A 14203-nucleotide genomic window follows, 5' to 3' on the forward strand; every position below is an offset into this window, starting at 1 on the left:
AGCGGACCTGGCGATGAAGGAGAAGGCCTTGGCCCGGTTGCAGGACCTCCAGACGCCGGTACGCCGCTTCAGGGCGACGGACTCGCTGTTGGAGTTCCTCAAGACGCTGTGACTATGCGCAGAACCCGGTCGCGGACTCCAGCCCCATCACGAGGAAGAATCGGCGCCCGGCCAGCCCAAGCTGTGCATAACTGGGACCTGTGCATAACGCCAGCAAGCCGCCGTTGACTAGAACGATATCTGGAGTCATACGCCCGGACTGATTTGCGCGCTGATAAATAGGCCAGTCGAGCCGCCAATGTGTGCCAGTCTGTGGAAGACGCCGTGCTCCATTGCCGACGGCGGCTCCACTTGCTGCGGTGACTAAATTACCATAGTTACAGTTGTGGCCTCGCCCGCACAAGATGACTTGGGCCAGCCAACGTGCCAATAGAACGCAGACCAGGACGCCAATCCATGAGCCAGCGCCGAGAAGTCTTGAAGTCCTTGGCCGCGGCGCCGTTGCTTGGCCTCGCAGCGAGAGCACAGTGCGCGCAAGGTGCAACGCCTGTCAAACCCGAATTGAGTGCAGAGGATGCCAAACGAGATCTGCGCATTCTTCAGCGGGCCTTCGCCGATCTGCACCCCGGTCTGCATCGCTACGCCTCGTCTACCCAACTCGATGCCGCCTTCGCATTTGCAAACGGCGCTGTGGCGGCGTGCAGCAATCGCGCGCAGATGGTTATGCTTGCCTCACAATTGGCAGCCAGCGTGCACTGTGGCCATACGTGGGTCAACCCGTACAACCAGCGGCAGGACGTGGTTGATGCCGTATTTCAGCGCGCCGACAAGCTGCCACTGACGCTGCGCTGGATCGAAGGCCGCGCGCTTGTCACTGGGAGTGCAGCACCTGGGTTGTCGGCGGGAAGTGAAATACTGGCCATCGACGGCCGACCAGTGACGGCTATCCGCGATGAACTGTTGCCACTGCTACGCGCCGATGGCTTGCATCCCGGAGCGCGTCTCAAACGCCTGTCACAGCTGGACAGCGGTCCCAACGGCGGTGCGATGGATCGGCTATTCCCCCTGCGCTCCCCACCAAGCAACGGCCAATACACGTTGACGTTACGCGAACGCGCCGGCGGTAATCCGCGCGATATCGACGTGCGCGCCATGACCACGGCAATGCGTGAGCAAGTTCTGCCACCGCCGAGCACGGCCTGGTCCTTCCGGATTGACGGCGGCATTGGTGTGCTGACTTTGCCGACATTCGCGTTCTGGCGGAGCGACTTCAAGCCGAAGGCCTTCCTGCAGCAGACCTTTGAGGCATTGCGCGGTGTGCCCTATCTCATCATTGACCAACGCCACAACGAAGGCGGCGACGATGCGATCGGTCGCACGCTGCTCAGCCACCTGCTGCGCAAACCCCTACAGTTGCCGGGGTATCAGGTGGAGAGCGCCTACGAGCGCGTGCCCTACGAGCTGGCCCGCTATCTGGATACCTGGGACTTCGGATTCTTTGACCGCACCGGTCAGGTGAGAAAGGGTGCGGGGCGCAACTGGTTGTTGCCCGACCAGCCCGGCTACCGCATCGAACCCGTGGCAACGCCGTACGCAGGAAGAACTTTGGTGATGATCGGGCCACAGAACAGCTCAGCCGGATTCCTGCTGGCGCGAGACATTCAGCGCAGTGGTGTCGCCAGGCTGCTGGGACAGCCCACGGGCGGCAACCTGCGCGGCCTGAATGGCGGGCAACTGGCCTGGATCAACCTGCCTGCCTCGGGTGTGGGCGTAGATATCCCGCTGATCGCTTCGTTTGCAATGGGAGATCCTCCTGATGCCGGTGTGATACCCGACATGGCCGTGGCGCCGCGCTGGTCTGATGCTTTGGCCGGGATCGACACGGAGATTGTGGCGGCACGCGCACAGGTTAAAGCCTAGGGACTCCCCACTTTGGCCCGCTCTCCGGTGGAACTGCCCGCCGACTGCGCCCTGACATTCACCTGGGCACGGGTACCGTTTGCCTACCGCCGCGGCACGGCCACGCGGCTGCGCGTGCAGACCGCCGATGGCTGGCGCGGCTGCCCCGACCTGCGCTTTGATCCGCGAGGGGTGCTGGCGGTGCAGGCCGAGCTGGCATGAAGTCGCCCTGACTCGCGGGTCTGGCAGGCCCAGCAGTTCGAAAGGAGCGATTGAATGTCCTGTCTTTCGAAGCCGCCGGCTGCCGTCAGGGCACACAACTCAGTGTGCAGAACCGCGGCATGCATATCTGCCCAGACACACGAGGCCCAGCGCCATCAGGGCCCACGTCGAGGGCTCTGGAACGGGCGGTGTGAAGTCTGCGCGTGTCCCGAGGATCCCGTTGATTTCATTGTCACCGTCGCTGATCAATGCGCCGGGGCCCCCATGAATGATGGATGCAAAGCGGAAGGTGTCGGTGGTACCGGTGCCCACCGCATACACGAAGCCGTCCCACTGAATACCCAGAATCGGCTGGAAACCTTCCAGCCAGACTCGCTCAACGACCCCTTGTGTCCAGGTGACCTGATCATTGGAAAGGTAGACCGTAGACTCGATGGCTTCTTGCGGCAAAGGGCCGTGATCAATGGTGTTGAACACCGCTGCCTTGGTGGCCTGGAAACCAAGGTCCCAGACGGTCTCGCCGATGACTCCGCTGGTTTGCATCCACCGGTTGTCGATCGCGTTGGCGGCATCAAACCGTGTCGCCGCCGCGCCACAACAGGTGTAGGCGTAGCCGCCAGTGCCCGTCAAATCTGTTGAGGTCCCTCCTCCCTGTCCGGAATACTGCCCGATGCTCTTCACGAGTGTCGACGCGACGTAGCCGGTCGCGTCGAAGATGGAGTCATCGAGCAACTTGTTGTCGACCACCTGTTGACGGTTGGCAAGCGTGTTCGAGCCGTAATACAGCGTCGCGAATGTGCCGACGGTGGCGCTCTGCCAGTTTCGGGCGTCGTTCGGGTCGGTTACGAGCGCGGCCTGAGCAAGCTGTGTCATCGCCACTGCGGCGATGCTGACGAAGTAACGTATTTTCACGATGGGTATCTCCAAGTGGGTCAGTTTGAAGGAAGCCGCATCCACTCGGAAAGGAGTTTGAAGCGCAACTCAGTTGAGTGCTTGTCAGCGAGCAGGTCAATCCTACAAACTGGGGGGTGCCCGGCTATCTAGCGATGACGGCCAAGATGCCGCGGGCGGTACAGGAGCAGGTTTTTGGGAATGCCGACCGGCAGGCGCCCGAACTGGCGGCTCTGACGGCGCAGTACTGGCGGGTGCGCGACGGCCTGGGCTACCGCAAGAGCGCGGCGGCCTGTGGCGCTTTCCCGGCCGACCCGCACAGCCACATGCCGGGTGAACGCGGCGCCCAGCAGCCCGGCATGACCGGCCAGGTGAAAGAAGAAGTGCTCACCCGCTGGTGTGAACTGGGACTGCGCATGCGTGACGGGCAGGTGCACTTCAACCCGGTGCTGCTGGACGCGGTGGAACTGCCCGCCGACGGCGCCCTGACATTCACCTGGGCAGGGGTACCGTTTGCCTACCGCCGCGGCACGGCCACGCGGCAGCGCGTGCAGATCGCCGATGGCTGGCGGGGCTGCTCCCCGACCTGCGCTTCGATCCGCGAGGGCGTGCTAGCGGTGCAGATCGAGCTGACTTGACGACGCCTCGACTCGCGGGCCTGGCCGCCCCAGCGGGTCGAGTGGGGCACTTGAACTTCGGCTCCACACAAGGACGTGTTCACGGATAGGAAATTCAATCGTTCCACTGCAAGTATGTCGGCCATGGAGCCGCAGTCCCATCGCTAGTCCCGCTGTCGGCGCTCCTTGGCCAAGGCTTCTGGCGCGCCGCCTGCATCACCTGTTGGCGGTCATTTGCGCCGATTCTTGATGTGGGCGGCTATTCAAAGCGCATCAATTCTCAGCGTCGCCCATGCCGAACGCTTTAGTCGACTCACCGACTTGCCCGACAGTTACCAAGAAATGCGCTGATCGAAATGCTCATCAGGGACGACTTCGAATGCCCGGTATGGGCACGTTCCAGCCATCGGCGCTCAGCCTCAAAGTGCCCGTTCCGCAGCATTTGCCCGGGCTTCAGCTACTCATGCAGTTGTCGAACAGTTGAGCCTGGTTCTGCCGCGTGAGGCACGGCAGCCCGGGCCGTCGCCGGGCTCATGGCTCGGGGGCCGGCCCTGGCGGGCCGACTGCCTTGCGCTGCTCGCAACTTGGGGCCGGCGCCGAACTCACTGCACTCGCTGCGCTCGTTCCGTTCAAACAGGCGGCCCCAAGTCGCTGCGCTGCTCAGCCCCTCACAAATCGCCCAGCATCGGCCCAGGCTACCGTGCGCTTGCATCGCGAACGCTGTGCCTCATCCCCGTGCCAAGCGCCCGCTCGGAAGTTGGCTCGGCCCGCCGACGAGCGATTTGTGCGCTGCCGAGAGCGCAGCGGAGTGGGTCAGGCGCGCGCAGCGCGCTTCAACAACTGACTTGGCGGCACCTGTTTGAACGAAGTGAGTTTGCCGCCGCTGACCCGCGCAGTGAGCACCGAGGGAAGTCGGCTCGCCAGAGCCGGCCCGAGCACCATGAGCACGGCGGCGGGCCGAGTCAACGAAGCGTGGGGGAACGGCTAGCGAATCGCTGCTCATGACACTTTGCGGCCTTCCCCGGCGAATGAGTGGCCAGTCGCAGAACATGGCCGCGTGCCGCCATGGATCCGGCACCGGACAAGCGCCTTGGAGTGGCCCGGTTCTTGCTTCTCTCTTTTGCATGAACTCCATCACTCCCCCCTTGGCTTCCATTCCGGTTTCGCTGGTCGGCGCCGGCCCCGGTGACCCGGAGCTGCTGACGCTGAAGGCGCTCAAGCGCATCCAGGACGCCGACGTGATCCTCAGCGATGACCTGATCGACGCCCGCGTGCTGGCTCTGGCCAAGGCCGGCGCAAGAATTTTGTACGTCGGCAAGCGCGGCGGCTGTGTCTCGACCGAACAGCGCTTCATCCACGAGCTGATGATCCGCGAGGCCCGCAGTGGCGCCAAAGTGGTGCGTTTGAAGGGCGGCGACCCGTTTATGTTCGGTCGTGGTGCAGAGGAGGTCGACGCGCTGTTTGACGCCGGCATCGCCGTCGAGGTGGTCAATGGCCTGACCTCGGGGCTGGCCGCACCCGCCAGCATCGGCATCCCGGTGACCGACCGCCGCCACGCGCCCGGCGTCGCCTTCGTCACCGGCCACAGCCGTGACGGTGCGCGCGCCGGCGACGGCCCCGACTGGGCGGCGCTGGCACGCAGCCGCCTGACCCTGGTCATCTATATGGGCCTGAGCCAGGCCGAGCACATCGTGCAAGCCTTGATGGCGGGCGGCATGAGCGCCGACACGCCGGCAGCGGCGATCTCGGCCGCCCACACCGCTCAGCAGCGCCAACAGGTCTGCCATTTGGCCGAGTTGCCGGCGATGCTCGCGCGCGAGCAACTGCCCAGCCCGGCCATTTTGGTGGTCGGCCAGGTCGTGCGCCAGGCGCAGGCTTGGCGCGATTTGGTGCAGAGATTGGAGGCTGAACTGGCCGCTGGCGCGCAGCTGCGCACGCTGGGGCAACGTGCCTGATTGCGATCGGCCGGTGATGGCTCAGCCAGCCGGCCAGCGTCTCAAGCGCGCTTGCCCGCGACCCCAAACACCGCCACCGTCTGCACCAGCTCCTGGGCCTGCTGCGTCAGGCTGCTGGCCGCGGCGGCCATCTGCTCGACCAGGGCGGCATTTTGCTGAGTCGCCTGGTCCATCTCGCGCACCGCGTCGCTGACCTCGGCCACACCGCCGGCTTGCTCGGCGCTGGCCGCACTGATCTCGCCCAAGATGGCAGTCACCTGGCGGATGCTGGCCACCACCACGCTCATGGTGGCACCTGCCTGGCCGACCAGGCTGCTGCCTTGTTCGACCCGCTCGACGCTGGCGCCGATCAACGACTTGATCTCCTTGGCGGCCTCGGCCGAGCGGCCGGCCAGCGAACGCACCTCGCTGGCCACCACCGCAAAGCCGCGCCCCTGCTCGCCCGCGCGGGCAGCCTCGACGGCGGCGTTCAGCGCCAAGATATTGGTCTGAAAGGCGATGCCGTCGATCACGCCGATGATGTCGCTGATCTTGCGCGAGCTGTCATTGATGCCTTGCATGGTGGTGACCACCTGGGCCACGACCGCGCCGCCCTTGGTCGCCACCTCGCTGGCCGTCATCGCCAGCTGGTTGGCCTGCCGGGCGCTGTCGGCCGAATGTTTGACCGCCTCGGTCAGCGCCATCATGCTGTTGCTGGTGCGCTGCAGATTGGCCGCCGTCTGTTCGGTGCGGTTGCTCAGATCGTGGTTGCCGCTGGCGATCTCCGAGCTGGCCACTTCGATGCCCGAGGCGCCGCTGCGCACGGTAGAAACGGTCTGCTCCATCCGGTTCAGTGTCGCCTTCAAGGCGTCACCGCCGACGCTCCGGGTCTTGACTGCGGCCACATCCAGCGAGATGCCGTCGGCCCGGTTGACCCGCGCCACCAGCTCGCGCAGCTCCTCGCCCTCGTCGGCCGCGCGCCGCATCACGGTGGCCAGCACGATGCCGACACCGGCCTGGATGACCACATAGCCGGCATGCAGCAGCACACGCAAAAAGTCCGGCTCGGTGGTGCAGATGGTGCCGAAGCCGGCCGCCTGCATGCGGTCGAAGCCGATGTGGTGAACGGCGAACAGCGCCGCGCCGAAGGCGATCACCGTCCAGTCCAGATAGACCAGCAAGAAGGCCAGCACGACGAAGACGCCGAAGTGATATTCGGTCGCGCCGCGTGCCAGCTGGATATGCAGGGCGACAAAACCGACCAGCACAAAGGTCAGCACATAGCGGCTGGCACCGCCTTTGGCGGCGGCGTAGCCGGCGCCGGCCAGCGCCGCCAAGGCCACGCTCACGCCAACGGCCAGGCCCATTTGCTCGTACTTCATGCCCAGCAGCAGGGCGGCCAGCGCGCAGATGCCGGCCGCAGCCAGCAAAACGCGATCACCGAGCGTGGCGTATTGGCTGATTGCACGAGTTTGTAAATCGGCATGCGACATGGCAGTCCTTCGAGATGGTTGTTGGGGGACGAGTGTTTCAGCGGCCACATGCGGCAAGGCCTGACGGCCCGGCCATACTTGGCAGCTTGTCTGTAGGCTTATCGGCAACTCCAGGGCCTGACCTGAGTTCAACAAGGTAGCGGTACTGCGAAAAGTCGTGCCGGCGCCATCGTCCGGCGCGGCGCTGTTGCGACCCGTCTTGCCGGCCAGTGCCCTGTGAGCTGTTAGGCTGGCGGCCCTTGCCTGTAATTAAACGCCCACACCCATGAGCTTTTTGGCCATCGACATCGGTAACACCCGCCTGAAATGGGCGCTCTACGCATCGCCGCAGCCGGGAGCGGTGCTTTTGGCCCATGGCGCGGTGTTTCTGGAGACGATCGAGACCTTGGCCGACAGCGACTGGCGCGGTCTGCCAGTGCCGCACAGCGTCATGGGCTGCAATGTGGCCGGTGACGCGGTGCGCCGGCGGGTCGAGGAGCAGCTGGAGTTATGGGACCAGGAGCCGCGCTGGGTGGTGGCGAGCAGCCATGCGGGTGGGGTCAGCAATGGCTATGACCACCCCGGGCGGCTCGGTGTTGACCGCTTCGTGGCGCTGATCGGCGCGCGCTCCCTGGTCATGCAGCGGGCCCAGCTGATGCCAGCGCCGGCGGCTCCCAGTGCGGCGCTGGTCGTGATGATTGGCACGGCGGTCACCATCGATGCCCTGGACGCCGAGGGGCACTTTCTGGGCGGCATGATCATGCCCGGCCACGGCATCATGTTGCGCGCATTGGAAGGCGGTACGGCCGGCCTGCGTGTGCCTACGGGAGAGGTGCGCGACTTCCCCACTAACACTTCAGATGCGCTGACCAGTGGCGGCACCTTTGCCATCACCGGCGCGATCGAACGCATGCACAGGCATCTTGCCAAAAAAGTTGGCAGCTCGCCGCTAACGCTGATGACCGGCGGTGCCGCCTGGAAGGTCGCGCCGACGCTGGAGATAGCGCATGAGTTGGTCGACTCGCTGATCTTCGACGGCATGCTGGCGCTGCAGTCGCATCGGCTGGCGCTTTAGCTCGGCCGCACCCGCATCGTCCGCTCCTGGACAGAGCGTACCTGCAGGCTTTTGTAAAGTTTGCGCGTGTGATCGGCCACGGTGCTGGGGGCGACGCCGAGATGGTGGGCCACTTCCGCGCGAGACTTGCCTTCCAGCAGGAGCCGGCACGCCGAGGTTTGTGCGGTTGATAGGTCCAGCGCCAGCGGGCGGACGGAATCAGCGCGTGCAAATGCTCCAGCAAGACCGGCATCAGCAAACCGGCCGGCCAGTCCAGCGCGCACAAATCGCGCAGCTTGCTGAGTTGGCGGCTATGTTTGTTCATGGTGGTAAAGCTAGCACCGGGTTGCGGCGGTAGGTCGGGCCAAACGGGCGGTCCAAACGGGCGGTCCAAAAGGCCGGTCCAAAAGGCCAATATTCACCCCCTGGCCGGTGGGTAGATGATGGCTTCCGACCCCTAGGGCTAGGGGATTCGGCGCGCCGGCGGGAGGGTCAAGCCTGAAGATCGGCGCCGGTCGGCTGCGCCGCAGCTCATCCATCGTTCAGGGAGTCCAGATCATGTCGAATTCATCAGTGAGTCTTGCTTCAAGTCGTAGGAATGCGCGCGCGCCGCGCCTGAGTCGCCTGGCGCGGGGGTTGATGCTGGTCATGATGGCCCTGCCGGCCGCGCAGGCGGCGGTGACGGTGACGGGTTCCTACTGGCTTGATCCTTGGGATCCGGCCTCCTTGAATGGGCCCGACTTGCTCAAGCCGGGGAGCATGTTGGCGCTTGCCATCACCAGCCATGCTAGTTTTGAGGCCTTGGCCGGAGCGAAGGTGGAGCTGGCTATCTTTTCTTTGGGGCATTCGGGCTTCACCGCTACCGCCCTGCTGGATGGTGCAGGGACGGTCATGAGCCTGCACGGCAACGGGCATGGCAATCGGCTAGAAGTGGGGAACAGCGGGGTGGGCCGCTTGACCGTCTCGGGCGGGGCCCTGTTGGACGGTCGCGCCGATGCCGCGGCCTGCTTGATCGGCCCTCAGAATTGCAATAATTTCATCGGCAGTGCGGCCGGCTCGGACGGGCATTTCACCGTCACCGGCTCAGGCAGCGAGGCGCGCCTGCTGCATGGGTTCCTGGTCGGTGGAATCGGTGTCAACGGCGGTTTCGGTACAGCCGGTGCCACCACCCACGGCCGGGTCGATGTGCTGGACGGTGCCACGCTGCGAACCGACGAGTTGATGGCCGGTGTGTCTTGGTTGGGCCCCAATAACAACGGACTTGAGCGCAGCGCGGCGCTGATCAATCTGCACGGTGCCGGCTCGTTTTGGGAGATCAGCGGACGGGCGCAGCCGGGCGCCACGGCCAGCCTGGTGTTGGCCGACGGACCACGGGCAAGCGCGGTCGCCAACGTTGGCGGCGGGGCGCTATGGCGGGTGCAGCCGGGCCAGGGGTCGCGCGCCAATGTGGTGGTCGGGCAAAACGGTGGCAATGGCAGGCTCAATGCGTCCGCCTCGCGCATCGAGCTCTTGGCGCCCGATCAAGCATTTTTCGGTGTCGGCATCAATGGCGGAACGGCGGTAGCGCGCTTCGAGTCCGGCGCGGTGCTCCAGCTGGTGGCCGGGCGCTCCGACGTTCAGGTCGGCCAGGGCGGTGGCAATGGCAGCCTGCTGCTGGACAACAGCCGGCTTGAGTCGGTGCCCAATTCCTTTCTCGGCGTTGGCATCGAAGGCGGCGTCGGCCTGTTGAGCCTGAGCAATAGCGCCGAGGCCAGTAGCGGGTATGCGGTGATTGGTCGCAACGCCGGGCAGGGCAGCTTGCTGGTCGAATCCGGCGCTCGCCTTGTTGGCGGCGGCAATGTGGATATTGGTTACGGCGGTGAGGGTCACCTGCATGTGCGGGCAGGCGGCATGTTGGAAGCGGCGGAACTGAATATTGGCGGAGGAAGCAATGGCCAAGGGACGGTGCTGCTCGACGGTGCCGGTAGCCTGCTGGCGCTGGGCCGCATCGATAGGCACCGACTGTTGGTGGGAGATTGGGGCACCGGCAGCCTGGTAGTTTCCGGCGGGGCGCTGCTGGATGCTGCGGGCAAGGCGGCGGACTGCGTGAACAAATGGTGCGGTGTGGTGGTCGGCCATGCAGCCGGCAGCCAGGGTCTGCTCAGCATCACCGGTGCCGGCAGCGAGGCTCGCTTTATCAGCGGGTTCTATGTTGGACTGGCCCAGCTGGGCACGGCCGCCATCGAGGGTTGGACCCTCGGCGTGGTCGGTGGCGCGGGCCGAGGGCGGGTCGAAGTGCTGGACGGTGGCCTGCTGACGACCAAGGAGGTGGTGACCCGCCGATTTGACTCTGCCTCCGGCAACGGCCAGGAGCGCAGCTTCGCCGAAGGCCTGGTGGCCGGAGCGGGCTCGCGCTGGTTGATCCAGGGCAGCGAGCTGGAGGGCCATGATGCTCGGCTGTTGTTGGCCAGCAACGCAAACAGCTTCGCCGATTGGCGGGTACAGGCGGGCGGCGAGTTGGAGGTGATCGCTCCGGCGGGGCGCAATGCCAATGTGGATCTTGGCAACGGTGGCCAGGCAAGGCTGGCGATACAGGGGCCGGGTTCGCGTCTGCTGGTCAGCGGCGGCATCGCACGTCTGGTCGCGGGCATGCAGGGCGGTAGGGGTGACATTGTTGTCTCGGACAGCGGCTTGCTGGAGTTGCAGGGCAGCTCACACAGCGACCTCAATCTGGGCGAGTCGGGCGGTCAGGGCAGCCTGAGCATCCTGTCCGGAGGACGTGTCAGCGGTGCCCGTGACGTCAATGTCGGTAGCTGGGATGGCAACGGACAGGGCGCAGTGATGATTGACGGAGCCGGCAGTCGGCTCGATACCTTGCGCAGTGGCGGTGTCACTGGCTTGTTGAACGTCAATGATGGCAAGTTGAGTGTGTTGGCCGCAGGCCAAGCCTCGGCCTTTGCGCTGCAGGTCGGCCCGGGCGAACTGTTGGGGCGCGGGCAGGTCATCATCGACGGCAATAACTCCGTGCTGAGCCTGCACTCGTTGGATTGGCATCGCCTTGGTTTGGAGAAGGGTTCGGTCATCGTCAGTGGCGGCGGCTTGTTGGACGGCGCCGCCGATGCCACCGCATGCACAGGCCATTGGTGCGGCGCCTTCCTCGCCAACAATGCCGGCGGCGACGCCAGTTTGACCGTCACCGGTACCGGCTCGCGGGCGAGTTTTTTGTCGACCTTGATTGCCGGCGGCTCCTACGCCACTGCACCGCCGGCCACGTCTTACATACTGGGCCAGCCCGGTGCTGCCAGCCGGGTGCAAATCAAGGTCTTGGAGGGTGGCCGACTGGATACCGAAGCAGTCAGACTGGGTCATGGGCCGCAAGGTTCTGCAGCCAATGGCGCCGAAAGCGCGCAGGTCGAAGTACGGGTGAGTGGGGCGGGCTCGTTGTGGCGCGTGGCCCCCATCAGCCCGGGGTCAAGCGGAGTGAGTTTCGCGACCGGTGTGGCCGGTGGTGCCAACAGCATGGTCGATATTGCGCTGCGCCAAGGCGGCCGGCTTGAACTTGAGGCTCCCACGGCGGGGGGCGCAACGATGTTTCTGGCGCGCGAAGGTGGTCAAACGCTGATGAATATTGACGGTGTGGGCTCGGCACTGAGCTTCTCCGGCGGTGACTATCGGTGGCTGTATATCGGACGCCAGGGCGGCCACGCTCAAATGCAGATCAGCAATGGGGCAACTGTCGTCGGGGCGAACTATTTGAATGTTGGCTCCAACGGCGGCACGGGCCAGCTGAGCCTGAGCGGGCTTGGCAGCCAAATGACGCTGCAAACCGGCGGTTTGATGGGTGATGGAAGTGGCAAGGCCGCTTTGAATCCAAACGTCAGAATCGGCGATCAAGGCCACGGCGAGTTGCTCATCAAGCAGGGCGGTGTGATTTCGGTGAATGGCCAAGCGACATCGACTGCGTCGGATCTTCGCCTCACCACACTGGAAATAGGGCGTAGCCACGGCAGCTTGGCCGGCAATGGCCTAGCGCTGGTGAGTGGTGCCGGTTCATTGCTACAGGTGCAGGGCAGCGATGCCAGGCTCATCGTCGGTCTAGGGTCGAACGGTAGCGGGCAACTGCTGGTGAGGGACCAAGCGCGGGTGGAAACCACCTTGCTGCACATCGGCAGCTCGGGCGGCATGGGGCAGCTGCGGGTCGATCATGCAGAGCTGAATCTGAGCGGCCAGTGGATCAGCGACGCCACGGGCGCAGGGGTGACGGTTGGGCGAGGGCTGGGCTCGAGCGGACAGGTGCAGCTGAACAATGGCGCCAAGCTGATGATCAGCAATCTGGGTGATGCGGGTGCGTTCCTGGATTTGGGTGGCGGCCGGGTGGACTTTGGCAGTGGCATGCTGACGGTGACCGGCGACTCACAGATCAAGATCACAGCGGCGCCTGGCCTGGCGACCGTCAGTATCGGCCGCAGCGGCATCGGTATCGCCAGCTTTGATGGTGCCAGCAGCCTGGATGTCGGTGACGGCTCGGTCTACATCGGCCGCAAGGCCGGGGCGGTCGGCGTGTTGACGCTGGCCGGCAATTCGACACTGGCCGCCGGCTATGTGGGCGTCGGCAGCGAGCCCGGTGTGGACGGCGGGGTCGGTACGTTGATCGTCAACGACAGCACGCTGACGGCCAGCACGCTGGAGATCGGGGCCAAGGGCTATGTGGGCGGCAACGGCGTGCTGAACGCCGATGTGATCAACCGCGGCGTCTTCAATCCCGGCAACTCACCCGGCACGCTGACGCTGGGCGGTGACTTCAGCAACCAAGCCGGCGGGCGCTTGGTGCTGGAGGTGGCGGCCAATGCAGCGGGCGGTTTCGACGTCGACCGGCTGGTCTTTGCCGACGCGGCAGCGCTCGATCTGAGCGGCTTGCAGATAGGTTTCAGATTCTTGGGAAGCACCGACCCGAACGCCTTCCAGGCCAGTGGCGGCTTCCAGCTCGACAGCTTTATGCAGCGCAGCGGCGGTGCCGGGCTTGACGATGCGCTGTTCTCAACGGTCAGCTTCGCGGCCAGCTCGGACGCCTACAACTTCCAGAGTTTCAGCTTCACGGCCGCCGACGGCGCGGTATTCGTCGCGCAGGCGGTGCCGGAGCCGATGAGCTGGCTGATGCTGCTGAGCGGGCTGGCCTGGCTCTTGCAGCGCCGTCGGGCTTGGGCGAGCTAACCCTCATTGCGCTCGGAGTAGCTGGCCCGCAGCTCCGCGCGCAATTCGGCCAGTTCCACATGCACGCTGCGCAATTGCGCGTGCATGTCACGCAAGATGTCTTGCTCCATGCGGCGCTCCGACGTTTCGACCCAGAAGGAAGCGATCGCCGCCGTCACCAGGGACAGCACTGCGTAGCCCAGCAAGACCACAAAGACCGAGAAAATCTTGGACGCCGGGGTGGTCGGCACGATGTCGCCATAACCCACCGTCGCAGCGGTGGTGAAAGCCAGCCAAAGCCCGTCGCCGAGATTGGGAACACGCGGCTCCAGCGCCCAAAATCCGACACCGCAGAAGAACAGCACCAGCATCGCTAAGGCCAGCAAATAGCCCAGGCCGCCGCGGGTAACCCAGAACTTGATCGCCCAGGCCATGTGCACCAGGGTCAACATGGCAACAAACAAGCGCAGGCCTAACGCCAGTTGCGAATGCACGCTCGGCGGCAAGAGGGCGGCCGCCACCAGCCCGCCGGCCAGCACCACATCCATGGCATTGCTGCGCAGGTACTGCTGCTTGTGACTGACTTGGAGCGTCACCAGGGTCAAAGACAAGATGATCAGCCCGGCCGCACCCAAGTAGATCGCCACCGCCAGCGGCGTCGGTAGGTTCTCGAGCAGCTCAATGTAGAAGGCTGGAATCGTGCACAGCAAGCCGATCAGAACCGGCCAGCGCCAGCGCTTTTCGGTGCGCAGCGCGGCGGCATTCATGGCGGGCGGACGCGCCAGCCCCCAGCTGCGGGTGCTTAGTCGGTGTGGCATGAAGCCGAGCTTAGCGTTGCTGCCGGCCCACCGGCTTGATGCCGATCAAGCCGATCATCCCTAAAGGATGAACCTCGACAAATCCTCGTTCTTCGCCAACTCACCCAGCTTGGCGTCGACCTCGACT

Annotated in this window: 10 protein-coding genes; 6 read left to right on the top strand and 4 right to left on the bottom strand. The window is 64.9% G+C overall.

Translation table 11 applies throughout. From position 1 onward, the window contains the following. Nucleotides 1-456: 456 nt before the first annotated feature. Together RMO57_RS17335 and RMO57_RS17340 are read left to right on the top strand one after the other, a co-directional pair. Nucleotides 457-1920, top strand: coding sequence for a S41 family peptidase (locus tag RMO57_RS17335; RefSeq protein ID WP_310388751.1), 1464 nt, complete (start codon nucleotides 457-459; stop codon nucleotides 1918-1920). 12 nt (nucleotides 1921-1932) lie between these two features. Next, nucleotides 1933-2121, top strand: coding sequence for a hypothetical protein (locus tag RMO57_RS17340; RefSeq protein ID WP_310388753.1), 189 nt, complete (start codon nucleotides 1933-1935; stop codon nucleotides 2119-2121). Nucleotides 2122-2220: 99 nt separating this feature from the next. On the opposite strand, the gene RMO57_RS17345 is transcribed toward RMO57_RS17340, so the two are convergent. Then, entirely contained in the window at nucleotides 2221-3033 is an 813-nt protein-coding gene (locus RMO57_RS17345) for a PEP-CTERM sorting domain-containing protein (protein ID WP_310388756.1), read from the bottom strand. Between the two features lie 116 nt (nucleotides 3034-3149). Between RMO57_RS17345 and RMO57_RS17350 the strand changes: the two genes are divergently transcribed. Continuing rightward, nucleotides 3150-3650 (top strand): hypothetical protein, encoded by a 501-nt coding sequence (locus tag RMO57_RS17350; protein WP_310388759.1) that lies wholly within the window; start codon nucleotides 3150-3152, stop codon nucleotides 3648-3650. 1103 nt (nucleotides 3651-4753) lie between these two features. After that, nucleotides 4754-5584 (top strand): uroporphyrinogen-III C-methyltransferase, encoded by an 831-nt coding sequence (gene cobA, locus RMO57_RS17355; protein ID WP_310388761.1) that lies wholly within the window; start codon nucleotides 4754-4756, stop codon nucleotides 5582-5584. A 41-nt stretch (nucleotides 5585-5625) separates the two neighbouring features. Here the strand turns inward: cobA and RMO57_RS17360 are convergent, their stop codons facing one another. Next, a complete protein-coding gene (locus tag RMO57_RS17360) occupies nucleotides 5626-7056 on the bottom strand; it encodes a methyl-accepting chemotaxis protein (RefSeq protein ID WP_310388763.1) in 1431 nt (476 codons plus the stop codon). Nucleotides 7057-7321: 265 nt separating this feature from the next. Here RMO57_RS17360 and RMO57_RS17365 point away from each other — a divergent pair, with 265 nt between their 5' ends. Beyond that, nucleotides 7322-8110: a type III pantothenate kinase gene (locus tag RMO57_RS17365; protein WP_310388765.1), complete on the top strand. Its 789-nt coding sequence runs from the start codon at nucleotides 7322-7324 to the stop codon at nucleotides 8108-8110. Here the strand turns inward: RMO57_RS17365 and RMO57_RS22030 are convergent. After that, a complete protein-coding gene (locus RMO57_RS22030; RefSeq protein ID WP_414896452.1) occupies nucleotides 8107-8373 on the bottom strand; it encodes a LuxR C-terminal-related transcriptional regulator in 267 nt (88 codons plus the stop codon). The two genes, RMO57_RS17365 and RMO57_RS22030, sit on opposite strands and share 4 nt — an antisense overlap. 355 nt (nucleotides 8374-8728) lie before the next feature. Between RMO57_RS22030 and RMO57_RS17370 the strand changes: the two genes are divergently transcribed. Beyond that, nucleotides 8729-13279 (top strand): hypothetical protein, encoded by a 4551-nt coding sequence (locus RMO57_RS17370; RefSeq protein WP_310388767.1) that lies wholly within the window; start codon nucleotides 8729-8731, stop codon nucleotides 13277-13279. Here RMO57_RS17370 and RMO57_RS17375 read toward each other — a convergent pair. After that, nucleotides 13276-14076, bottom strand: a complete 801-nt coding sequence (locus tag RMO57_RS17375) for a potassium channel family protein (protein WP_310388769.1) — start codon at nucleotides 14074-14076, stop codon at nucleotides 13276-13278. The genes RMO57_RS17370 and RMO57_RS17375 overlap by 4 nt on opposite strands. Nucleotides 14077-14203 lie beyond the last annotated feature (127 nt).

This window comes from Roseateles sp. (assembly GCF_031397715.1).
Taxonomy (GTDB): domain Bacteria; phylum Pseudomonadota; class Gammaproteobacteria; order Burkholderiales; family Burkholderiaceae_C; genus Paucibacter_A.

Bases quoted from the DNA above. Each gene is read 5' to 3' on its own strand.
- cobA (WP_310388761.1), top strand. From the start codon at position 4,754: ATGAACTCCATCACTCCCCCCTTGGCTTCCATTCCGGTTTCGCTGGTC.
- RMO57_RS17360 (WP_310388763.1), bottom strand. From the start codon at position 7,056: ATGTCGCATGCCGATTTACAAACTCGTGCAATCAGCCAATACGCCACG.
- RMO57_RS17365 (WP_310388765.1), top strand. From the start codon at position 7,322: ATGAGCTTTTTGGCCATCGACATCGGTAACACCCGCCTGAAATGGGCG.
- RMO57_RS17335 (WP_310388751.1), top strand. From the start codon at position 457: ATGAGCCAGCGCCGAGAAGTCTTGAAGTCCTTGGCCGCGGCGCCGTTG.
- RMO57_RS17375 (WP_310388769.1), bottom strand. From the start codon at position 14,076: ATGCCACACCGACTAAGCACCCGCAGCTGGGGGCTGGCGCGTCCGCCC.
- RMO57_RS17370 (WP_310388767.1), top strand. From the start codon at position 8,729: ATGCTGGTCATGATGGCCCTGCCGGCCGCGCAGGCGGCGGTGACGGTG.